The sequence below is a fragment of the Okeania sp. KiyG1 genome, assembly GCF_014132355.1.
In the GTDB taxonomy this organism is placed as follows: Bacteria; Cyanobacteriota; Cyanobacteriia; order Cyanobacteriales; family Microcoleaceae; genus Okeania.
Map to the genome: position 1 here is coordinate 20,129 of NZ_BLZO01000086.1, position 24,346 is coordinate 44,474.

Annotated in this window: 18 protein-coding genes, 1 pseudogene and 1 CRISPR repeat array (1 of these 20 only partly in view); of the genes and pseudogenes, 15 read left to right on the forward strand and 4 right to left on the reverse strand. The window is 37.3% G+C overall.

All coding sequences use genetic code 11. From position 1 onward, the window contains the following. A CRISPR array of direct repeats spans positions 1-97; the repeat unit is 37 nt; unit sequence GTTTAAACATTACAAAATCCCTATTAGGGATTGAAAC (it extends 3,708 nt beyond the left edge of the window). Positions 98-257: 160 nt separating this feature from the next. The 4 genes from SAGCYANO_RS19095 to SAGCYANO_RS19110 form a co-directional block, all read right to left on the reverse strand. Beyond that, complete coding sequence (locus SAGCYANO_RS19095; protein WP_202221513.1) at positions 258-1,862, reverse strand: nickel-dependent hydrogenase large subunit; 1,605 nt, start codon at positions 1,860-1,862, stop codon at positions 258-260. 124 nt (positions 1,863-1,986) lie between these two features. Beyond that, positions 1,987-2,190 carry a hypothetical protein gene (locus SAGCYANO_RS19100; RefSeq protein ID WP_202221514.1) on the reverse strand — a complete coding sequence of 68 codons (204 nt, stop codon included), beginning with the start codon at positions 2,188-2,190 and terminating at the stop codon, positions 1,987-1,989. Between the two features lie 282 nt (positions 2,191-2,472). Then, the gene (locus tag SAGCYANO_RS19105) at positions 2,473-3,435 is read right to left on the reverse strand and encodes a hydrogenase small subunit (RefSeq protein WP_202221515.1); all 963 of its coding nucleotides are present in this window, start codon (positions 3,433-3,435) and stop codon (positions 2,473-2,475) included. Between the two features lie 1,822 nt (positions 3,436-5,257). Then, complete coding sequence (locus tag SAGCYANO_RS19110; RefSeq protein ID WP_202221516.1) at positions 5,258-5,617, reverse strand: nucleotidyltransferase family protein; 360 nt, start codon at positions 5,615-5,617, stop codon at positions 5,258-5,260. Between the two features lie 188 nt (positions 5,618-5,805). Between SAGCYANO_RS19110 and SAGCYANO_RS19115 the strand changes: the two genes are divergently transcribed. The 15 genes and pseudogenes from SAGCYANO_RS19115 (at position 5,806) to SAGCYANO_RS19190 (ending at position 24,065) form a co-directional block, all read left to right on the forward strand. Continuing rightward, positions 5,806-6,045 carry a DUF433 domain-containing protein gene (locus SAGCYANO_RS19115; RefSeq protein ID WP_202221517.1) on the forward strand — a complete coding sequence of 80 codons (240 nt, stop codon included), beginning with the start codon at positions 5,806-5,808 and terminating at the stop codon, positions 6,043-6,045. After that, the gene (locus tag SAGCYANO_RS19120) at positions 6,042-6,395 is read left to right on the forward strand and encodes a DUF5615 family PIN-like protein (RefSeq protein WP_202221518.1); all 354 of its coding nucleotides are present in this window, start codon (positions 6,042-6,044) and stop codon (positions 6,393-6,395) included. The genes SAGCYANO_RS19115 and SAGCYANO_RS19120 overlap by 4 nt, the downstream gene beginning before the upstream one ends. Before the next feature lie 44 nt (positions 6,396-6,439). Next, on the forward strand, positions 6,440-7,597 hold the full coding sequence (locus SAGCYANO_RS19125) for a GUN4 domain-containing protein (RefSeq protein ID WP_202221519.1): 1,158 nt from the start codon (positions 6,440-6,442) through the stop codon (positions 7,595-7,597). A gap of 333 nt (positions 7,598-7,930) precedes the next feature. Further along, positions 7,931-8,176, forward strand: coding sequence for a hypothetical protein (locus SAGCYANO_RS19130; protein WP_202221520.1), 246 nt, complete (start codon positions 7,931-7,933; stop codon positions 8,174-8,176). A 217-nt stretch (positions 8,177-8,393) separates the two neighbouring features. Continuing rightward, positions 8,394-8,708: a hypothetical protein gene (locus tag SAGCYANO_RS19140; RefSeq protein ID WP_202221522.1), complete on the forward strand. Its 315-nt coding sequence runs from the start codon at positions 8,394-8,396 to the stop codon at positions 8,706-8,708. 374 nt (positions 8,709-9,082) lie between these two features. After that, the gene (locus SAGCYANO_RS19145; RefSeq protein WP_202221523.1) at positions 9,083-9,991 is read left to right on the forward strand and encodes a Uma2 family endonuclease; all 909 of its coding nucleotides are present in this window, start codon (positions 9,083-9,085) and stop codon (positions 9,989-9,991) included. A 47-nt stretch (positions 9,992-10,038) separates the two neighbouring features. Then, the gene (locus SAGCYANO_RS19150) at positions 10,039-10,209 is read left to right on the forward strand and encodes a hypothetical protein (protein WP_202221571.1); all 171 of its coding nucleotides are present in this window, start codon (positions 10,039-10,041) and stop codon (positions 10,207-10,209) included. Between the two features lie 126 nt (positions 10,210-10,335). Beyond that, positions 10,336-10,836 carry a hydrogenase maturation protease gene (locus SAGCYANO_RS19155; protein WP_202221524.1) on the forward strand — a complete coding sequence of 167 codons (501 nt, stop codon included), beginning with the start codon at positions 10,336-10,338 and terminating at the stop codon, positions 10,834-10,836. Positions 10,837-11,561: 725 nt separating this feature from the next. Continuing rightward, a complete protein-coding gene (gene nifJ, locus SAGCYANO_RS19160; protein WP_202221525.1) occupies positions 11,562-15,131 on the forward strand; it encodes a pyruvate:ferredoxin (flavodoxin) oxidoreductase in 3,570 nt (1,189 codons plus the stop codon). A gap of 734 nt (positions 15,132-15,865) precedes the next feature. Further along, positions 15,866-16,876, forward strand: a complete 1,011-nt coding sequence (locus SAGCYANO_RS19165; RefSeq protein ID WP_202221526.1) for a dihydroorotate dehydrogenase-like protein — start codon at positions 15,866-15,868, stop codon at positions 16,874-16,876. A 440-nt stretch (positions 16,877-17,316) separates the two neighbouring features. Then, on the forward strand, positions 17,317-17,622 hold the full coding sequence (locus SAGCYANO_RS19170) for a hypothetical protein (protein ID WP_202221527.1): 306 nt from the start codon (positions 17,317-17,319) through the stop codon (positions 17,620-17,622). Further along, the gene (locus tag SAGCYANO_RS19175) at positions 17,619-17,981 is read left to right on the forward strand and encodes a hypothetical protein (protein ID WP_237396352.1); all 363 of its coding nucleotides are present in this window, start codon (positions 17,619-17,621) and stop codon (positions 17,979-17,981) included. The genes SAGCYANO_RS19170 and SAGCYANO_RS19175 overlap by 4 nt, the downstream gene beginning before the upstream one ends. A gap of 882 nt (positions 17,982-18,863) precedes the next feature. Further along, entirely contained in the window at positions 18,864-19,715 is an 852-nt protein-coding gene (locus SAGCYANO_RS19180; RefSeq protein WP_202221528.1) for a lysophospholipid acyltransferase family protein, read from the forward strand. 75 nt (positions 19,716-19,790) lie between these two features. Then, entirely contained in the window at positions 19,791-20,123 is a 333-nt protein-coding gene (locus SAGCYANO_RS19185) for a hypothetical protein (protein ID WP_202221529.1), read from the forward strand. A gap of 2,204 nt (positions 20,124-22,327) precedes the next feature. Beyond that, positions 22,328-24,065: pseudogene (locus tag SAGCYANO_RS19190) on the forward strand (helicase HerA domain-containing protein). Positions 24,066-24,346: the final 281 nt, after the last annotated feature.

Sequence of the window (24,346 nt, forward strand, 5' to 3'; positions counted from 1 at the left end):
CAAAATCCCTATTAGGGATTGAAACCTTTGTGTACTTCTAGAAGATCAAAAATTTTACAGTTTAAACATTACAAAATCCCTATTAGGGATTGAAACAATGAGACCACCACCAATTTAATGCTTCTGTAAATGAACAAGAACAAGTTATTTTAGTCCAGTAGGGTGTGTTAACGAAGTGTAACGCACCGCAAATTTACAATGCTTCGGTGGGTTACGCTGACGCTAACCCACCCTACTAGCTGGAAACTAACTGCTAATTATGATGTCCTAAACCTAGCCAACTCTTCCCCAGTCTTCGCATCATGAGCATGAACAGTACACACCAAACAAGAATCAAAAGACCGAGCAACATGACCTACTTCCACGGGGTCATTCACATCAGCAATAGGAATACCAACCAACGCCTCCTCAATAGGTCCCCGCACACCTTCACCATCACGGGGTCCCACATTCCAAGTAGTCGGCGCAATAACCTGATAATTCTTAATCTTACCCCCTTCTATTTCCACCCAATGACAGAGGGAACCACGACTAGCATTAGTAGCACCCCAACCACGACCGTCTTTTTCTTCAGGCTTAATATACCAAGGATCGCGCAACTTAAACTCCCGCAAACAACGTTCTGTTTCACGGTACAACTTAGTTAATTCGTGCATTCTGGCAAACACGCGCAAATGTACGTTCGGTCCCCCCATTTTCTTGAACATATCTAAAATTAAACCGTCTTTCTGCTGCCAACTTTCCCCATGGTCGCCACCCGATATCAACTCCCGCGCCAAAGCACCAACTTCCATCCGACCTAAATCTTGGTGAGATACAGCAGTTGACCAAGAATAAGCACCATCAAAGTCAATATCATTATTAGGAACTGGTACAGTAGTGCGGTCAAAAGGATGTACATCCCCATCACCCTCGTTATACCAAGCGTGAGCAGTATTCTCCCGCGTAAAAGTATGCTCCATCAATTGATGAATATCTGTACTGCTATCGTAGACACCACTTTTCATAATCATCGCAGCATTGCGACCTTCAATAGTAGGGCGTTGATACTTATCTTCGTGAGGCAAATATCCCCAACTCATATATTTACCAACACCCGCACCAATTTTATCCAAACCAATATTCAGACCCATGCGCCAATAGAAACCGAGGTCTGAACTAGCATGATTAGGATTTTCATCCAACCATTCCATGAAATCTTCATAAGTTTGAATCTGTTCAAACCTGTCAATGGAACAACCCAACCATATTGGTTCTAACCAGTTAGTGCGGTAATATTCCAACATTGCCCAGGCGCGGGTAACATCGGTGAGAGTGGGAGCGCACATAACACCACCGGGAACCATGAAACTAGAGTGAGGCCATTGACCGCCAAATAGAGCGTATATTTCTACGGGTTTGGATGCAACAGTAATACCTGGTTCGTAGGATGTACCTGTGAATGCTGCGAAACGCTTACAAGCTTCTTCGTAGAAAGGACTATTGTGGTATTTTTTGTTAGTTAAGTCGATCGCGTATAAACCGTAGAAGAAGCGCGGATGACTTTGGAGTGTTTCTACCAGTTGACCGAGGTTACGAGCAAGGATAGCGTTCCGGGGTACTTCTGTTTGCCAAGCTGTATCTAACGCCCAGGAAGCACAGGTGAGGTGAGAAGCACCGCAAATTCCACATATTCTGGGGGTGACAATGAGACCAGCTTTAGGGTCTTTACCTTTGAGAATGACCTCAAAACCTCGGAACATTTGTGCTTGAGTCCAAGCGTTAGTTACATATCCGTCTTGAATATCAACTCTTACATCTAGGTCGCCTTCAACACGACCCACGGGAGAAATATCTAATGTTTGTACTTTAGTTTGAACCATTTTTTCAGTTATCAGATTATTAGTTATCAGTTATCAGCTATTAGTTATTCAATGTAACCCAACAACAATATCTAGTGTAGGTTGTGTCGGTCTAGTAGTGGACTGTTTCACCTAAAATAGTGCATTAGCTTTTTTCGTCACCCCATCCCCCCATCACCCCCAAATTCCCCTCCACCGGAGGGGAGGGGCGAGGGTGGGTTCCCATCACTCCATTTTCTAATGCAACATTTAAGATGAAACAGTCCAGTAGTAGACTGACACAGCTAAAACTGTGCAATAGATTTTTGTTTCTGGGTGTCTTTATCTCCCCATCCCCCCATCTCCCCATCCCCCCATCTCCCCATCCCCCATCTAATGCAACATTTAAGATGAAACAGTCCAGTAGGGTGTGTTAGCGCCAGCGTAACGCACCATCATCCAGTCCAGTCGTGCATTGATTATTGGGGCGGGGGCGGGTTTACTCAGTCGTGGGTGACACCATTAACTTAACGCGGAACCCGCCCCTACTATTGCACTATTTTAGGCGTGTCACGCCACTACTGGACCTACTACTCTTAATCCGTACATCCGTGCCATAATCCGTGTGAGCTGCCCTCAACCCAACCTACTTTTAAACAGTAAAGAAATCTTCCTCTGCCCATTTTGGAATTGAATCTTTCGCAACCATAGTCAGCAAAGCATAATCTTTACGGTTAACTCCCGTTGGTAATTCTTTGGGAACACCCATTACTGTTTGCGTCTTAAATACTGTTCCCGGTGCGAGGTCGTGGAATGGAAATTCTGGTTCCGTACAACCTAAACATGGCATTCCCGCGCGAGTCTTAGACGAAACTCGGTTCCATAAAATGCGGTTACAAGGAGAATGAGTCATCGGTCCGCGACAACCCAAGTCATAGAATAGACATCCTTGACGCTGCCCAAAATCTGAGGTTGAAGCTTTGTAAGCAAAGTGAACGTTGCGAGTACAACCTGTTTGAGTGAAGCTTTTGAAAAATGTTTCGGGGCGGTGAAATTCGTCTAAGGTAATGTCATCAAGTCTGCCAGTGGCAACCGCTACTAATATTTGGGAAATCCAATCTGGGTGCGCGGGGCAACCGGGAATATTGATAACAGGATATCCAGCTTTACTCTTGAAGTCTTCTCCTAAAAATCCGCCTTTTTTCCGTTTGAGAAATTGCAAACCTTCAGATTCACTGGGGTTTGGTGCCACTGCGGGAATACCGCCATAAGTAGCGCAGTCTCCCACCGCGACAACGAAACCTGCAACTTCCGATAATTCTTTTACCCAATCTTTCATCGGGCGATCAGCAAAACGGTTCCATTCTCCCGTCCCATTGGGAGCGTTAATTATTGTTCCTTCGTATACTAATATATCTAAATGTATTGTTCCCGAAATACAATCTTTTAATAATTGTTGAACGTCTGTACCAAGTTCAAATCCTAAAGAAGGATGCCAAAGTACATTAATGCCAAAGTCTGTAATTAAGTCACAAATATTTGGTTCTTCAGCATTGAGAAATGATATGGTATTGCCAGAACAAGCTCCGCCTTGAAGCCACAGTAGATTTATCATTCTGTCCTGATTCTCCTCTCTGTTATGTGAGGTTGAGATGGAATTCACGATAGAATTTGTCGCACCCTAATTCAACCTTTATGAAATTATAAAGGATAGATAATGATGATTTTGTATATTTTATGAAATTTTTAATTATTGATTAATTGTTGGTTTTTTGAGATTTTTTGTTGTTTTTGATACTTTATTTTCAAGATTTTATTGGTAAGAAAATATAAAAAAACTAAAACTTAATTAAATTTCTACACTTATAGCGCTGTGCGCAGGCAACAGGCAACAGGAGGAATAAAAAACCGTTTGCGCAGCATCTCCGTTGGAATAGTATAAGACTATTGTCCAATAGTCCTGTTTGAGTTTAGATATAGTTAGAGTCAAGCGATCGCTCAGTTTCAGGAGATAGATGTTTGATTTAACTATTGTCCAATAGTTATGTTGAGTTTAGATATAGTTAGAGTCAAGCGATCGCTCAGTTTCAGGAGATAGATATTTGATTTATCTATTGCCCAATAGTTATCTTGAGTTTAGATATAGTTAGAGTCAAGCGATCGCTCAGTTGAGAGAGATGGATGTTTGATTTATCTATTGTCCAATAGTTATCTTGAATTTAGATATAGTTAGAGTCAAGCGATCGCTCACTTTCAGGAGATGGATGTTTAATTTATCTATTGTCCAATAGTTATCTTGAGTTTAGATATAGTTAGAGTCAAGCGATCGCTCACTTTCAGGAGATGGATGTTTAATTTATCTATTGTCCAATAGTTATCTTGAGTTTAGATATAGTCACACTCAAGCGATCGCTGATTTGAGGGAGATAGATGTTTGATTTATCTATTGTCCAATAGTTATCTTGAGTTTAGATATAGTTAGAGTCAAGCGATCGCTCACTTTCAGGAGATGGATGTTTAATTTATCTATTGTCCAATAGTTATCTTGAGTTTAGATATAGTCACACTCAAGCGATCGCTGATTTGAGGGAGATAGATGTTTGATTTATCTATTGTCCAATAGTTATCTTGAGTTTAGATATAGTCACACTCAAGCGATCGCTGATTTGAGGGAGATAGATGTTTGATTTATCTATTGTCCAATAGTTATTTTTATTTATATACAGTCACACGAAGCGATCGCTGATTTGAGGGAGATTAATGTTTGATTTATCTATTGTCCAATAGTTATCTTGAGTTTAGATATAGTCACACTCAAGCGATCGCTGATTTGAGGGAGATAGATGTTTGATTTATCTATTGTCCAATAGTTATTTTTATTTATATACAGTCACACGAAGCGATCGCTGATTTGAGGGAGATTAATGTTTGATTTATCTATTGTCCAATAGTTATTTTTATTTATATACATTCACAGTCAAGCGATCGCTGATTTGAGGGAGATTAATGTTTGATTTATCTATTGTCCAATAGTTATTTTTATTTATATACATTCACAGTCAAGCGATCGCTGATTTGAGGGAGATTAATGTTTGATTTATCTATTGTCCAATAGTTATTTTTATTTATATATAGTCACAGGAAGCGATCGCTTTGAGGGATATTGATGTCAGGACTTACGCATAACCACTATATCTAGTAGGGGCGTTAACGATAGTTATGCGAAGCAAACGGCCGTTCGCCCCTACACCTGGTATATGATTTGCTATTTTGCGTAAGTCCTGTGATGTTTGATTTATCTATTGTCCAATAGTTATCTTGAGTTTAGATATAGTTAGAGTCAAGCGATCGCTCACTTTCGGGAGATTAATGTTTGATTTATCTATTGTCCAATAGTTATCTTGAGTTTAGATACAATCAATATTGTTGTTCAATGTTCACAGAAAAATACCTTCTTGATGAATATTCAATAATAAGGGACTTTTTTCTTTTTGAAATTGATATTCACTCACATAAACACAACTTACTAACACCCCATATTCGATACATATATTGGAAATAAATTCAATGATTTTTTGATGCCTATTATCCAGAGTAGTCTTTTCTTTTAAAACTACTAAAACATCAATATATGAGTCAGATTTTGCGTCTCCCCTTGCTTGAGAACCAAATAAAACTAAATTAGTTAAATTATCTTGATAAAATTGTTGAAATTCCTGCTTAACTATGGTAAGAATTTCTGCTAACTTTTGATGTTGTCCTAAATTTTCAACTGTACATAAAGGAATATTTATCATTTTAGATTATAACTCCCTTCTTTCAATATTCGGCCTACGAATTTTACTACTCAAAGCTAAATTTCCTGAACTTTGTCTAAGAGTTTCTTTTCATGTTAAACTATCATATTATCATGTAATGCTCAAATATACTCATTCCTACAAAGGAGATTTTGGTTTATAGTTTCAACTAACTAACAATAAAAGAAATGAGCAATAAAAAACTCCTAGAAAGAATCACTATCAACCCAAACATCTGTCACGGTAAACCCTGCCTCCGGGGATTGCGTTATCCAGTAGAATTTATACTAGAATTGCTTAGTAGTGGCATGACTATTGAGGAAATTCTTGAAGACTATGATGATTTAGAAAGAGACGATATTCTTGCTGCTTTACAGTTTGCTACTCGTTTAACTCAAGTAAAAAGTATTTATAGCATAGTGCCATGAAGTTCTTAGTTGACGCACAACTGCCAGTGCGTCTTGCAGTTTTTCTCCGATCTGCAGGTTACGATACTATTCACACAAAAGACTTACCTCTTCAAAATGCCACTCCAGATACAGAAATTAATTCTCTTTCTGTCCTAGAAAATCGAATTGTTGTTACTAAAGACCACGATTTTTTTGATTCTTTTTTGATTCGTCAAGAACCTTATAAGCTGTTGTTAGTTACCACTGGTAATATCCCTAATAAAGAACTGATGAAGTTGTTTATAAATAACCAGTCTCGGTTAGTCCAGCTACTTGAGGGAAATTCGCTAGTAGAAATGAGTAGAAATTCTATTATTGTACATCAATAATTTATAATATTCAGTATTTCCTTAAATATATCTATTAGAGTTAAATGAGTCTACCCCTAGAAGAATCTATTGTTTTAATTAGTAGTAAATTGGAGAAAAAAGCAAATGTTATTGGAACTGGATTTGCTTTTTATCGAGCAGATAATTATACTTATTTGCTAACCTGCGCCCATGTTATTGAGGATGTGGGTAGTGAAGAAAATGTATTGGTTAATAATATTCCGGCAGAAGTTGTTGCAACAGGAGATATTAAGGGTTTTGATTTAGCAGTGTTGGGAGTTGAAAAGCTGAATGTGCCACTTTTCCAGCTAATAAGTTTATCGGAAGCAGAAAATCAAAAGTTTCGGATAGCAGGTCATTATCTCTATGGTGAAAATAAAAACGTTATGCTGGAAACTGTTGATGGAACTTTAGGGAAAAAGCGTTTTGCTCGTCAAAATAATGAAACGGTGATAGCTTGGAATTTGTTAATTAATGAAGGCGATGTAGCTACCGCTAGGCTCCGCCAACGCCTTCGTCAAGGTTATAGTGGTGCACCTGTAGTTGACCTGAGCGATCGTGTTTTGGGTATAGCAACCAATATGGAGAAAGATGGAGCAGAGGGGTTAGCTATCTCCGTAGAAGCTTTAAATAAAATTTGGCCTCAAATGCCTGTTGCTATTTCTCAACAGCTTAAACTTAAACCAGAATCATTGCCTGAAGTTGAACTCAAGTCTGATGTTGGTTGTGATTATACTAAGTTAAAGAGATTGCTGAGTGAAGGAAAGTGGAAAGAAGCAGATGAGGAAACTGCTCGTTGTATGTTGCAAGTTGCAGGGCGAGAGGAGGCTCTGTATGAAGAAGATATAGAAAACTTTCCTTGTACAGACCTCCGCACAATTGACCAACTTTGGGTAAAATACAGTAATGGTAAGTTTGGCTTTTCTGTGCAAAAGAAAATTTATCAGAGTTTGGGTGGTACGAGAAAGTATGATAAGAAAGTATTTGAAGCGTTTGGTAACAAAGTCGGATGGTGTCAAGGGGGAGAATGGTTGTATGGAGATTATCTACCTAACTTAGATACGCATTATATGGGGTACTTCCCGGGAAGGGAGGTTGTGGGTGGGCCGATGGGTGAGAGGACTGCGGGGAGGTTTATTGTGTGGGGAAGTGGCTTAGGAGGTAGGCGCTGGGGTGCTCTTCTCTCGCACAAAGACTTGTAGACTTTAACATATAAGCGCTTTAGCAGCATCATCAGTTATCAGTATTAAAAAATTGCATTGCCACCTCTTGTTCTGAGGTACTTCTACTTTTCTATTCAACCTCTTAGAGTTTCCTTTGACAAAGGTAGCAATTTTTAACTCCATAACCAGAAAAATAAAATAGTCAGCACTTACACAAAATATCAATTCATACACGATCTGTAGGGGCGAACGGCCGTTTGCCCCTACTATATACGCTGGTTCTGCGTAAGTCCTGATAGTCAAATATCATCCTTATTCCGGTCAACTAATAATTTAGTTATTATTATTTTAAGATTCAAGGAGTATGTAAAAATGGCTTACAGTGATTTTAAAACTATTAATCAAGCTCAAGCTACTTTTGACCTTAGTATTACTATGGTTAATCTATTTCCTAATATCGAGTTAGTTGAACCCAGTGAATATTTGAAAATAACTCTCAAACGTAATCTCAAAGTTGCTTTTGATAATAATACTGAAAAAGCTCGTTTCCTGACGGAATGCTCCGCAAACAGAGTTAATTATTGCACCCTTGTTGATAGAAATAAGAGAAATATTTGATGGTAAAATTAGTTTCTTTTCTGGCAGAGATTTTAATGTCGATATTACCAGCGGACTAAATGGATTTTGTGACTATATTTTGAGTGCTTCAGAGTTCACTTTAGAAATAGAAGCTCCTTTCAACAATTAATTATTAATAATTAATAATTAATAATTAATAATTACTTATTCTTATAAAGAAGAGGATTGAATAAAATGATTTTTTTCTTTTTTATCCATGAATGGAGAGGCTTTATACCTTAATTTTTCGGTAATAACTATTGTTGAAGCTAAAAATGAAAGTACAAATGTAGGTTTAGGTCAATGTATTGCGGAAATGGTGGCAGCACAGAGGTTTAACCAAGCAATAAATAGAATAACTGAAAGTATTTATGGTGCTGTTAGAACTGGTCGTATCTGGCGCTTTCTCAAACTTTATGGTCAAAATGTTGCCATTAATAATGAAGAGTTAGTCATTGAAAATGCAGAAGATATAAATGTTTCTAAGATTTTAGCAATTTTAAGTTTACCGATTAAACAATTGAACAGTTAAATTTTTTGGTGTTGCTGAATTGAAGTATGAATGTGCGATTGTTTGGTTCTTGTAAAGCCCCCTAAATCCCCCATTCAACAAAAAGCGCAGCATCTTCTGGCTTCCCCCTTTCCAAGGGGGACGGGAGGGGGATAAAACGGGGGACTTTTAGAATTTTATTCCCCCCAATTTTGGGGGGATAGGGGGGCAAAATCATACCCAGAATCAGCAACGCCAATTTTTTAATCAATCATATTTATCCTAAATTAAAAGCAATAGTTGATGGCTGTTTGCGCAGCAGTCCGTAGGAAATACTTACAACATTAGTAAGGTTTTGTTAGGTTTAACTTCATATATAATATATTAAAAAAATCCCAATTAATTTGGAGGTAATTATGTCAGAAAAATTGACTATTCTGCCCCATGAATATCCAGACACCAATAATATGATTCTGGAGAATGATACTCACTTCCCCCATGGAGAACCAGATACCAGTCACATGATTCTAGAGGATGACACTCCCTTGGATAGTTTTATTAATGAAAAACAACAACGTCTACTCACAACTGTATTTTATAGCGGTGCGGAAATACCAATAAATGTTCCTTTTATTGTTGCTGCCAATGTAGGTTTATTTTCTCATCTCCGAGATTCAGGAATTGTGCCGGATGTGTTTTTAAGTTTGAATATTATTGGTGAGGAAGAATGGTGGAAACGTAATGTTCGTTCTTATTTATTCTGGGAATTTGGTAAGCCACCAGATGTAGTAATTGAAATTGTTTCTCCCACTCCAGGTAATGAATTAGGAAGTAAATTAACGGACTACGCAGAGTTAAGAATTCCTTATTATGTTGTCTACGATCCATTGCAAAAACTCAGCGAAAATGTACTGCAAGTATTTCAACTACAAATTAATTCTTACGTTCCTAAAAATGATACTTGGTTTGCCCATGTTAATTTGGGACTAACTCTATGGAATGGTGTATTTGAAAATATTAATGGTACTTGGTTACGTTGGTGCGATGCTGATGGGAATGTAATTAAAACAGGAGATGAAATAGCAACAGAAAAAAATCTAGAAATATCCCAAAAAGACGCTGAGATATCCCAAAAAGACGCTCAAATTAAACAGGGGTTATTATTGGCAATTGAAATGGGATTAAAACTCAAGTTTGGTGATGAATATGTGGGAATTTTATCAGATATTTCAAAAATAGATGATGTGAAATTGTTAGAGACCATTGTTTCTCAAATTCCCCAGATTTCCTCAATGGATGAATTACGAAAACTATATACTGAATAGTTCAAAAATTGGGTGCATATTCCACACCCTATTGTTGAGCAGGGGAGATGGGGAGATGGGGAGATGGGGAGTGGGGGAGATGGGGAGATGGGGAGATGGGGAGATGGGGAGATGTATTGGAGTATTTTTTAACCTTTTTCTCGTATTGCCTTTATCCCAAAGACGACTCCGCTCCTCAAAAATTTAATCAAGGCAAAGATACTAAATGGTTTCTATAAATCAGGACTTACGCACGAGGCACGAAAAAGTAGCATTTGAGATTGCTTTCCTGTAGGTCGCTTCGGACGGAAATACGTTCTACTGTGTAAGTCCTATTTATTATTGGAGATGTCTATTTATAAATAATGGCGAAAATATTAATCATAGGTTACGGTAATACCCTCCGCAGTGATGATGGTGCTGGTCAACGGGTGGCAGAGTTGGTGGCTGAGTGGAAGTTACCCAATGTGCGATCGCTCCCGGTGCATCAACTTACTCCAGAATTGGCAGAACCTATATCTCAAGCAGAATTAGTAATTTTTGTGGATGCTTATCCGGCAACTTCTGAACAAGGTTTACAGGTTCATCAACTTTACGACTATCCCCCCTACCCCCCCTTTCTAAGGGGGGAACTTGACAGCTTCAACAGGAGGGAAGTGGAGAAGAGTCAGGGTTTGAATATAGGACATACAGGAGACCCGCGATCGCTACTTGCTCTTAGTCAATTTGTCTATAACAATGTGCCTCCGAGTTGGTGGATATTAATACCCGCAGTTAATTTTGAATTTGGGGAAGATTTTTCTTCACAAACATCCCAAGGAATTACAGATGCTTTAGCACAAATTCAACAAATTGTTGTTAAATAAAGTTTAAAAGTTTTATTGAAAAAAGTTTTAATTTAGCAGTTATTTTTTCAACCTTTTGTTATGTGCAAAAGTCAAGTTTTGTAAAAAAACTTTAAGTCATCGCCCGATTAGGAAGAAATAGATCGGATAATAAAAGTAAGAGGTTATTTGAGAAATATCCTATCAAACTGATAGACCTGAAAAATCTAACCTTCCTTTATCTATTCCATAGAAGGGAATGAGGATTTTTAAGCCTCTATTTTATAAATTGAGAGGATTGACTTAATCAAGGAATAAGGCATAAAACAATACAGAAATTTTTGATAAATAGGACTTATCCACTGTGGTGCGTTACGCTACTACTAACACAGCCTACCAATAGCTGAGAGGATTAACTTAATTAAGGAATAAGGGATAAAACTATACAGAAATTTTTGATAAAATCTCTTAAAAAAAGGATTGTTGTGATGTAAAACACAAAGGTTTGGCTTGTTCAATAATGGACAATTGATAATTGATAATTGATAATTACCTATCCCTAAAACGGATAGGATTGAATAAAAGGAAAATATTTTCTTGTTTATCCTTTAAAGGAGAGGCTTTAAACCTTAATTATTCGGTAAAAAAATGTAGATTTATAGAAGTAAATAAAGAGGTATAATTTTAGCATTTGGCCATTAAATTTACAACTAAACAAATCCACAATATTTGTAAATAATTCAGAGAATTTCCACAGGAGAATATTTATGAGTGACAAAACTTTTGCAACACTGGACGGTAATGAAGCAGTTGCCCGTGTTGCCCACAAACTCAATGAGGTCATTGCCATCTATCCCATCACTCCCTCCTCACCAATGGGTGAATGGGCGGATGCTTGGTCATCTCAAGGTACGCCGAATATTTGGGGTACAGTTCCCAGTGTGGTTGAGATGCAGAGTGAGGGTGGGGCGGCCGGAGCAGTACATGGTTCGTTGCAAACAGGTTCTCTAACTACTACATTTACTGCATCTCAGGGATTATTATTAATGATTCCTAATCTTTATAAAATTGCTGGGGAACTGACTTGTTGTGTTATTCATGTTGCAGCTCGTTCTCTGGCAGCTCAAGGTCTTTCTATATTTGGCGACCACGGTGATGTGATGGCTGCTCGTGCTACTGGTTTTGGGATGTTGTGTTCTGCTTCGGTACAAGAAGCTCACGACTTGGCACTTATTTCTCAAGTTGCTACTCTGGAAGCAAGACTGCCATTTATTCATTTTTTTGATGGTTTCCGCACTTCCCATGAAGTACAGAAAATTGAACTTCTGCCAGAAACGGTTTTGCGGGAAATGATCGATGATGAATTTGTTTTTGCTCACCGCGCTCGTGGTTTGACTCCTGACCGACCAGTTTTACGGGGTACTGCTCAAAACCCGGATGTTTATTTTCAAGCTAGGGAAAGTGTCAACCCTTTTTACACGGCAACTCCGGATATTGTGCAGAAAGCAATGGATAAATTTGCTGAACTGACTGGGCGACAATATCAATGTTTTGAATATCACGGGGCACCTGATGCAGATAGGGTTATTATTCTGATGGGGTCTGGTTGTGAAACGGTTCACGAAACTGTAGACTACTTAACTGCCAATGGTGAAAAAGTTGGAGTATTGAAAGTTAGACTATATAGACCATTCGATGCTAGAAGGTTAGTCGCAGCATTACCTGAAACAGTGAAAAAAATTGCGGTGTTAGATCGGACAAAAGAACCCGGTGCAAGTGGCGAACCTCTTTACCAAGATATAGTTACTGCTCTGAATGAAGAGTGGTCAGACGTAATGCCAAAAGTGGTCGGTGGTCGTTATGGTTTATCTTCTAAAGAGTTTAACCCGGCAATGGTGAAGAGTGTTTTTGACAACCTCAGTGCTGACAAACCCAAAAATCATTTTACTGTCGGTATCAATGACGACCTTTCTCACACATCCTTACCTTTCGATGCAGGTTTCTCTATCGAACCAGATAATGTTGTGCGGGCAATGTTTTACGGTTTGGGTTCTGATGGTACGGTTGGTGCGAATAAAAACTCGATTAAAATTATTGGGGGAGAAACTGACAACTATGCTCAAGGTTATTTTGTCTACGACTCGAAAAAATCTGGTGCTGTTACTGTCTCCCACTTACGCTTCGGTGCTAACCCCATTCGTTCGACTTATCTGATCGACCAAGCAAATTTTGTTGGTTGTCACCAATGGAGTTTTCTAGAAAAATTAGACGTTCTGACCTCCGCAGCTAATGGTTCTATTTTTCTGATGAATAGTCCCTACAGTGCTGATGAAGTTTGGCAACAGTTGCCTGTAGAAATTCAAGAACAAATTATCCGCAAGAATTTAAAAGTCTACGTCATCAATGCAAATAAAGTTGCTAGTGACAGTGGGATGAGGGGACGCATTAATACAGTAATGCAAACCTGTTTCTTTGCCTTAGCTAATGTTTTGCCCAGAGAAGAGGCGATCGCTCAAATTAAAAAATATATTCAAAAGACCTATGGCAAAAAAGGTCAGGAAATTGTCAATATGAATTTACAAGCTGTTGACAATACTTTGGATAATCTCTACGAAGTGAAAATTCCCACGGAAGTTAGCAGTACTCTCCACCGTTTACCACCAGTTTCCGATACAGCGCCAGAATTTGTCCGGGATGTTTTGGGCAAAATGATTTCTAGGGAAGGCGACCAACTACCAGTCAGCGCTTTACCATGTGATGGAACTTACCCCACCGGAACAACTCAATGGGAAAAACGTAACGTTACTCAAGAAATTCCAGCTTGGGACCCCAATGTCTGCGTGCAATGTGGCAAGTGTATTATGGTTTGCCCTCATTCGGTCATCCGTGGTAAAGCTTATGAGGAGACTTTGTTAGATAATGCTCCGGCAACTTTCAAATCTATAAATGTCAAGGATAAAGATTTTGCCGGACAGAAATTTACTATCCAAGTAGCGCCCGAAGACTGTACTGGTTGTGGTGTGTGTGTAGATATTTGCCCGGCGAAAAATAAATCTATGCCATCCCGCAAAGCAATAAATATGGAAGCGCAGTTACCATTGCGGGAACAAGAAAGGGAAAATTGGGATTTCTTCTTGGGTCTACCTAACCCCGACCGTCGCTCCCTCCATCTAGACCGCATCCGTCAACAACAATGGCAAGAACCTTTATTTGAATTTTCCGGTGCTTGTGCAGGTTGTGGCGAAACTCCCTATATTAAATTAGTCAGTCAGTTATTTGGCGATCGCTCTGTTGTGGCGAATGCTACGGGATGTTCGTCTATTTACGGCGGTAACTTACCTACAACTCCTTGGGCAAAAAATGCCGATGGTCGTGGACCTGCTTGGTCAAATAGTTTGTTTGAGGATAATGCCGAATTTGGTTTAGGTTTCCGTCTTTCTATTGATAAACACACTCAGTTCGCTGCGGAGCTTTTACAAAAAGTAGCGGGAAGTGTGGGAGATAATTTAGTTGATGCCATTCTGAACGCCTCCCAAAAATCTGAAGCTGATATTTGGGAACAACGGGAGCGAGTCGCCCAAGTCAAGGAAAAATTGCAAGGGGTAGATTCGCCAGAAGCAAAGCAACTGCTGACTTTAGCAGATTATCTGGTGAAAAAATCAGTTTGGATAGTTGGTGGTGATGGTTGGGCGTATGATATAGGTTTTGGTGGTTTAGACCACGTTATTGCTAGCGGTCGAAATGTGAATATTTTGGTCATGGATACGGAGGTTTATTCTAATACTGGCGGTCAGTCTTCCAAAGCAACACCCCGTGCGGCAGTTGCCAAGTTTGCAGCAGGAGGAAAACCTGCGGCGAAGAAAGATTTAGGTTTGATAGCAATGACTTATGGCAATGTTTATGTTGCCAGTGTAGCAATGGGAGCGCGAGACGAACATACTCTCAAAGCATTTTTAGAAGCAGAAGCTTATGAGGGACCATCTTTAATTATTGCTTACAGTCATTGTATTGCTCATGGAATTAATATGACTACTGCCATGAGTCATCAGAAAGCTCTGGTGGAGAGCGGTCGGTGGTTGTTGTATCGGTATAACCCAGACCTGGTACAACAAGGAAAAAATCCTTTGCAGTTGGATATGCGATCGCCTAAGAAACCAGTAGGTGAGTCGATGTATCAGGAGAATAGATTCAAAATGCTAACCAAGAGCAAACCTGCTGATGCTAAAGAATTATTAGCACAAGCGCAGGAAGATGTTAATACTCGTTATGCGATGTATGAATATTTGGCAGCTCGAAAATTAGAAATGTCCAATGGTAATGGTAGCGGTAACAGTTAACAGTTATCAGTTATCAGTTATCAGTTATCAGGAAGTAGTGTAGGTTGGGTTAAGCGCAACTCAACAACAACTGCGGTAACAGTTAACAGTTATCAGTTATCAGGAAGTAGTGTAGGTTGGGTTAAGCGCAAACGCAACCCAACAACAACTGCGGTAACAGTTAACAGTTATCAGTTATATCATGTCCGGATAATTAGTGATGAAAAAACTTTCTCCTTGTCTTGTTCTTTCTTCCCTCCTGAATTCTGTTTGCGGAGCATTCCGTAGGAAATTCTGAATTATGACTCCTGAGTAGTTTATTTATAGAACCCATTTGATTACTATATAATTATGGTATTCAAGTCTTTTCGTACATCAATGAGTGAGGAAAAATCATCAGCAAGGAGTGTTGAATTTTTTGTATTATTTCTCCCCGCATCTTCCTTCTTCCCTCTTACCTCCTGTCTCCTGTCTCCTGACTCCTAGCTAAAAAAACTTAATATTTATGAAGATACGGTTAGGGGTTCTATAAGTATTCAACCGGACATGATATTATCAGTTATCAGGAAGTAGTGTAGGTTGGGTTAAACGCAAGCGCAACCCAACAACAACTGTTGCATATTTGCGCATTTGCACATATTACTTTTGACTTACAACATTCCAACCTACATCTCAATAAAATTCATATTACTTTTGACTTTTGACTTTTGACTTAAACATTTGACTTTTGAATTTTAACTTTTGACTTAAACATTATGGATATTACGACAAATTATTTAGGATTACAATTACGTTCCCCTCTAGTTGTGGGAGCTGCTGCACCTTTAACCGAAGACTTAGATAATCTCAAACGGATGGAAGATGCTGGTGCTGCTGCAGTAGTTTTACATTCTTTATTTGAAGAACAACTTCGTGAAGAACGTTTGGAATTACAACATCATTTAGAATACGGTACAGAAAGTTTTCCAGAAGCTCTAACTTATTTTCCCGAACCAGAAGTATTTCATATTGGTGCTGCGGAATATTTAAAGCATATTAGTGAAGCAAAAAAAATGGTAAATATGCCAATTATTGCCAGTTTGAATGGTTCAACTATTGGCGGATGGACTCATTATGCTAAAGAATTAGAGGCTGCTGGTGCAGATGCTTTGGAGTTAAATATCTACAATATTCCTACTAATATGGATATGACCGGGGAACAAGTAGAACAGAATTATATTAGTATTCTGCAAGCTGTTAAATCTGAGGTAAATATTCCAGTGGCAATTAAACTTAGCCCCTTCTTTAGTAACATGGCAAATATGTCTAAAAAATTGGTAGAAGCAGGGGTCAATGGATTAGTTTTGTTTAACCGTTTCTATCAGCCAGATATTAATATTGAAGAGCTAGAAGTAACAACTAATGTATTATTAAGTACCCCACAAGCAATGCGTTTACCTATGCGTTGGATAGCTATTTTGTACGGTAGATTAGAAGTTGATTTTGCAGCAACAAGCGGCGTTCAAAAAGGGCAAGATGTTATTAAAATGATGATGGCAGGTGCGAATGTAACTCAGCTAGTGGGTACTTTATTACGTCATGGAATTAATCATATTCAAGTTATCGAAAATGAGATGATTCATTGGATGGAAGAACATGAATATGAATCAATAGCGCAGATGCGTGGTAGCATGAGTCAAATTAATTGTCCTGATGAGAGTAAATTTGAAAGGGCGCAATATATGAAAGCCATTCAAAGTTATAAACCTGCTCAAAGTTTGGTTTAATTAGTTAGCAATAGTAGGCATCTCGACTAAATTTTTGGGTAAAGATATAGTCTTGGTGTGACTCGACCACCGCTTTTTCAGCCAATGTCGTTTTACCAGAAAATTGGTTTTAAAGCCTCCCCCTTTTAGGGGGAATTTTTAGTTTTTTTTTTCAAGAAGTATATTATAGCTAGAGATATAGAAGACAACCATAATTTGCTAGGAATATTATCTTTATTAATATAAATATGTAGTGGTTTACTTGGTTCATGGCTATAGAAATTTAATGCAAGAATTGATAGAAACTACTCAAGAATTAGAACGAAAAATTCCTCAATCAAAAAATCAGTCAATATTGGCATAGAGAAAGTAGGCGATCGCTAAATTTTTTACTACAATTTTTTGTGCTGTCCTAAAGTAGATATTGCCAACAAAAAAAATCAAACCAAGGAGTGATAATCATGGTAGAAAAATCTAGGTTCAATAGAGCTAAAAACAATAAAATTGATGTTCGTGCTGCGGTTTCTGCTGCAAATAAATATTTGCAATCTCTTCAAAGCATATTAGAATATAAAATTGAAGATTTAAGGCTAGAAGAAGTAGAATTCTCAGAAGACAGAAAGTATTGGTTAATTACGCTGGGATTTATTGCTAATACAACAGGAGAAGAAGAAAGTTTTTTCTCCAAAAAAGAGAGGGATTATAAAGTCTTTAAAGTTAACGCTGAAACAGGTAAAGTTGAAGCAATGAAAATTCGTGAATTATGAGAGATTATACTCGCAAACTGCTTGGCAAATATAAAAACAGAGGAGTTATAGTTGATACGAATATTCTACTTTTATTGTTTGTAGGTTCAGTTAATAAAGATCGCATTTCTAAATTTAAGCGTACCGAACAGTTTTTACCAAAAGACTACGATTTATTGGTCGAGATTTTATCATTTTTTTCAAAAATTGTTGTCACTCCTAATATTCTCACCGAAGTTAATAGTTTAATTAATCAACTGAGTGAACCGGAGCGTTCTAAATCTCTAGAATTTCTGGCAAAAGCGGTTACAGAATGGGATGAATTTTATGTAGAAAGTAGCATTGTCACTCAGGAAGAAAAATTTACTAAATTTGGTTGAACTGACAGTGCAATTATTAGTCTGGCACAAGAAAAATATTTAGTATTAACTGACGATTTAAAGTTAGTAAATTATCTAGATAAGATTGAAATTGATACAGTTAATTTCAACAATATTCGAGTTTATGGATGGTATTAAATAATTAATAATTAATAATTAATAATGAATAATTAATAATTAGGGTTTGCTGATTAAATCTAAAAGTATTGACATATAGAGGTTGAGCGCATTTTTTAGTTAAAAAAAGTCCAAACTTTTAGGTCGTAATGGTTCAAAAAATTAGCATTTTAGGCGAGAGTTGCGCAGAATAATCAAGGGATTATTCTTCCTCCTACCTCCTCTATAATTCCCATTTATCCTGTCTCCTGTCTTCCCCTCCCAGGAGGGGTTAGGGGTGGGTTGTCTCCTGACTCCTACCCTCACCCATAAGACTTTTGAGCGCAAACCCTAATTATCTCTTCTTTTCAAGGAGAGGATTGACTAATTATGAAAATTTTTCTTTATTATCCCCTTAAAAGGGGAGGCTTTAAACAACAACTTTTCGGTAAAAAAATTTTTTGATATAATTGATTTTATTGCTTGAATATGATTTTCAATAAATTAACAAATTATTACAAAAATCAAAATACAACTCAAGGTATTCTCTTATATTTCTACATTTTTAATGCGCTCATCAACTCGGAGTGTTGAAATACTCATTCAATACCTCCAAAAAATGTTTTGATTAACTTCGACTATTATGGTTAACTAAAAGCCACAGCACCATAGTAATTGAGGATTTAAATGTTAGTAGAATTTTGAAAAAATAGTACGACTTTATTACACTTTTCTAATTCTTAAGATATAATTATTATAATTACGAGCAAAATAAAAAATTTATAGATGCCAGTGTTTACTGTCAATAAACAAAACTCTCATCAACCTTATGATGGTTGGTCTTTAGATGACCGCGATCCAAAAGTAATTGAATCTTTGATGCCATTATGGGAATGGTTTTATCGTTATTATTTTCAAGTTCAAACCGACGGTTGGCATCATATTCCTAGAGATGAAAAAATCCTGATAGTTGGCTCTCATAATGGTGGTTTAGCCGCTCCAGATATGCATATGTGTATGTATGACTGGTTTAAAAGATTTGGTGCAGAGCGTTTGGTTTATGGACTTATGCACCAGAATGCCTGGTCAGTTTTTCCTACCACTCCCTTAGCAGTACAATGTGGGGCAGTTAGAGCGCATCCGAAAATGGCGATCGCTGCTTTCCAAAGAAATGCCTCTGTAGCTGTTTATCCTGGTGGTGCCCCGGATGTCTTCCGTCCTCATTCTATGCGAGATAAAATCTATTTTGCTGGACGTAAAGGCTTTATTAAGTTGGCTTTGCGTGAAGAGGTGCCTATTGTACCAATGATTTCTAATGGTGCTCACGATACTTTAATAGTGCTGGCAGATTTTTATGAACAAGTGAAACAGCTCCATGAATTGGGTTTGCCTTGGTTATTTGGTATCGACCCAGAAGTGTTTCCTATCTATATTGGATTACCCTGGGGATTAGCTATTGGGCCTTTACCTAATTTTCCTTTGCCAGTAAAAATTCATACCCGAGTTTGTCCTCCCATTGTATTTGAACGTTATGGACGTGAAGCAGCTAGCGATCGCGATTATGTTGATGCTTGTTATGAGAGAGTTCTGAGCGAAATGCAGCAAGAGTTAGACCAATTAGTATTATTAACTTCTTGAAGAAAGAAGGAAGAAGCGAAGAAGGAAGAAGGAAGAAGGGGAGAAGGGAAGAAGGGAAGAAGGAAGAAAAAATGGATGGGACTCAAACCCCTTCTTGAAGAAGGAGGAAGGAAGAAGGAAGAAGGAAGAAGGGAAGAAGGGAAGAAGGGAAGAAGGGAAGAAGGGAAGAAGGGAAGAAGAAAGAAAAAATGGATGGGACTCAAAGCACAATCAATTGTCAACGAAGTTAGGATATTGATATTTAATTACATAAATAGATATCTCCAACAATCAAAAATCAAATCAATTATTGCACTCTTATTCATCAATTATTTATTCCTACTCTGTAAGGACGTTGCATGCAACGTCCCTACGACCTACTCCCTATGCGTGGAGGAGATGCTTAAAGATACCAAATGGGTTCTATAAAAAGGTGATTAGTAATAGTCTTGACACTGCAAATACAAAGAAAAAAGACAAACTCGCTACACTGCTAACTTGGAATTTTCAATTATTTCAAAAAGTTAAGTTCTTAACTGTTTAGAGATTTGATATCATATCCGCGCTATATCTTTTGTGTAAACCTAAGCGTGAATATCTACAGAAAACTTAAGTTTTTTTTTTCATACTTTTAAACCTTCTTCCTCCTTCCCTCTTACCGGATTATTAATAATTAATAATGTAAGCATTCAGCCGTCAGCTATCAGCTATCAGCTATTACTTTTAGTTTAAGATAAAAGCTTTATTAATTCTCTTACTACAAAAGTTGGCTCCTTTGCTATCAAAGTCTATATTAATTTAAGCACTGTCTTTAAGGAGAGAGTATTGTTGCTGATAGCTGACAGCTAATAGCTGTTTGCGCAGCATTCCGCAGGAAATGCTTACTTAATAATTAAATAATTCGCGCCTTGAAGCCTCCCCTTTTAAAGGGAAAAAAAGCGGTCGATCTTCGCAGCTTCCCCAAGGGTGGGATGGATGGCTTTCCTAACCATATCCAATCGACCAAGAGAAGAAATAATATTTCCTTATGTTCAATTCCGTAACGGTTTTAACCAGAGGTAATTATCAATTATCAATTAATGAACTTTTCCTTTCGCTACTTTGATTAGTTAATAAAAATGGTATAACTTGATATATAGCGTTTCTCAAATTAGTGAGATAGGGAAATGTTTTTCCTACTGTTCCCTGTTCCCTGTTCCCTATTTTCAATTCCGTAACGGTTTTAACCAGAGGTAATTATCAATTATCAATTAATGAACTTTTCCTTTCGCTACTTTCATTAGTTAATAAAGATGGTATAACTTGATATATAGCGTTTCTCAAATTAGTGAGATAGGGAAATGTTTTTCCTACTATTCCCTGTTCCCTGTTCCCTATTTTCAATTCCGTAACGGTTTTAACCAGAGGTAATTATCAATTATCAATTAATGAACTTTTCCTTTCGCTACTTTCATTAGTTAATAAAAATGGTATAACTTGATATATAGCGTTTCTCAAATTAGTGAGATAGGGAAATGTTTTTCCTACTGTTCCCTGTTCCCTGTTCCCTATGTTCAATTCCGTAACGGTTTTAACCAGAGGTAATTATCAATTATCAATTAATGAACTTTTCCTTTCGCTACTTTCATTAGTTAATAAAAATGGTATAACTTGATATATAGCGTTTCTCAAATTAGTGAGATAGGGAAATGTTTTTCCTACTGTTCCCTGTTCCCTGTTCCCTATTTTCAATTCCGTAACGGTTTTAACCAGAGGTAATTATCAATTATCAATTAATGAACTTTTCCTTTCGCTACTTTCATTAGTTAATAAAGATGGTATAACTTGATATATAGCGTTTCTCAAATTAGTGAGATAGGGAAATGTTTTTCCTACTATTCCCTGTTCCCTGTTCCCTATTTTCAATTCCGTAACGGTTTTAACCAGAGGTAATTATCAATTATCAATTAATGAACTTTTCCTTTCGCTACTTTCATTAGTTAATAAAGATGGTATAACTTGATATATAGCGTTTCTCAAATTAGTGAGATAGGGAAATGTTTTTCCTACTATTCCCTGTTCCCTGTTCCCTATTTTCAATTCCGTAACGGTTTTAACCAGAGGTAATTATCAATTATCAATTAATGAACTTTTCCTTTCGCTACTTTGATTAGTTAATAAAAATGGTATAACTTGATATATAGCGTTTCTCAAATTAGTGAGATAGGGAAATGTTTTTCCTACTGTTCCCTGTTCCCTGTTCCCTATTTTCAATTCCGTAACGGTTTTAACCAGAGGTAATTATCAATTATCAATTAATGAACTTTTCCTTTCGCTACTTTGATTAGTTAATAAAAATGGTATAACTTGATATATAGCGTTTCTCAAATTAGTGAGATAGGGAAATGTTTTTCCTACTGTTCCCTGTTCCCTGTTCCCTATTTTCAATTCCGTAACGGTTTTAACCAGAGGTAATTATCAATTATCAATTAATGAACTTTTCCTTTCGCTACTTTCATTAGTTAATAAAAATGGTATAACTTGATATATAGCGTTTCTCAAATTAGTGAGATAGGGAAATGTTTTTCCTACTGTTCCCTGTTCCCTGTTCCCTGTTCCCTGCTATAGCATTATAAAGTAATCAAGTAATTTATATGGATTTTGAACAACCATTAGGCTCAGTAATTCAAGGTTCTCTCAGTCAAGGATTAGAAGTACGACTGCATCCAGACATATCAGTAGAAGATATGCGGGTAGGTAAATTTTTGGTAGTAAAAGGAGTACAAACCCACTTTTTTTGTATGCTAACTGATGTTTTATTAGGAACATCCAGCGAACGAATAATGATTAATCCTCCTTTACCTACAGATGATTTTTTACAATCTGTTTTAGCTGGAGGTAGTACTTATGGAACTATCGAACTTGCACCAATGTTGATGTTAGTTATTTCTTCAGAAAAATCCCCAGTATATTTCAATGCTAATAACGATAATGGCAATAAGAAAAATCTAAATCTATAGAAAATTTAGCATCTTTTGAAGCTCAAACCAGTGCTGAAATAAAATTAATGCCAGTGAAAACTATTCCGAGTCATTTTTCCCAAGTATTTGACGCAAGTGAGAGAGATTTTAGTCTGGTTTTTGGTAGGGAAGATGACCAGAGTCGGCGCAATTTTGCTGTGGGTAAACCTATTGATATGGATGTACCTGTTTGTTTAGATTTAGATAGATTTGTAGAACGGAGTAATGGCATTTTTGGCAAGTCAGGAACAGGTAAGTCTTTTCTGACTCGTTTACTTTTATCTGGGATTATTCGTAAAGGAGCTGCTGTAAATTTAATTTTTGATATGCACTCTGAATATGGTTGGGAAGCAATGGCGGAAGGAAAACAAGTTAATACGGTAAAAGGTTTAAAACAATTGTTTCCAGAACGAGTGGAACTTTGGACTCTCGACCCAGAAGCGACTAAACGTAGAGGGGTGCGAGATGCACGAGAATTGTATTTAAGTTATAACCAAATTGAGGTGGAAGATATTGGGTTGGTGCAACGGGAATTAAATTTATCTGAGGCAAGTATTGATAGTGCAAATATTCTCAGAAGTGAATTTGGTAAGTCTTGGATTGCTCAATTACTGGAAATGACTAATGAAGATATCCAAACATTTTGTGATGAAAAAAGGGGTCACAAAGGGTCAATAATGTCTTTACAAAGAAAGTTATTGCGACTGGATAATCTGAAATATATGCAGAAAAAAATACTAATAATTATATTGAGGAAATTTTAGAATCTTTGGATGCTGGTAAACACGTTATTATTGAATTTGGTTCCCAGTCGAATATGCTTTCTTATATGTTAGCTGCTAATATGATTACTCGCAGAATTCATAATAGTTATGTGCGGAAAGCTGATAAATTTTTGAGTTCTAAAAATCCGAGCGATCGCCCTCAACCATTAGTTATAACTATTGAGGAAGCTCACCGTTTTCTCGACCCTGCGATAGTACGTTCAACTATTTTTGGAACCATAGCTAGAGAAATGCGGAAATATTTTGTGACTTTATTGGTAGTAGATCAGCGACCTTCCGGGATAGATGGGGAAGTTATGTCTCAAATTGGTACAAGAATTACAGCTCTATTAAATGATGATAAGGATATAGATTCTATTTTTACTGGAGTTTCTGGGGGTCATGGTTTACGGTCTGTATTGGCAAAGTTGGATTCTAAACAACAAGCTTTGGTATTAGGTCATGCGGTACCGATGCCTGTGGTGATTCAAACTCGTGCTTATGACCAGACTTTTTATCAGGAAATTGGAGATACAGACTGGCGATATGTGTCTGATGAAGAATTATATGAAGCAGCTCAGGTTGCTCTGGATGATATTGGGTTTTAGGCGTTGCTGAAGCGCGTGTATGATATTAATCTTTATTATTTAGGAGTCAGGAGTCAGGAGTCAGGAGTCAGTAGGGAAGAAAGCAGGAAAAGAGGAAATATTGGAGAATAGTATTGATAATTTCAGTATTTCTTTGGTACTGTCGGTACTGTCATTAATTGATAATTGATCGTGGATAATTGATAATTACCTCTGGTTAAAACCGTTACGGAATTGAATATAAGGAAACATTATTTCTTCTCTTGGTTGATTGGATATGGCGAGGGGACCTCGCCATCCCT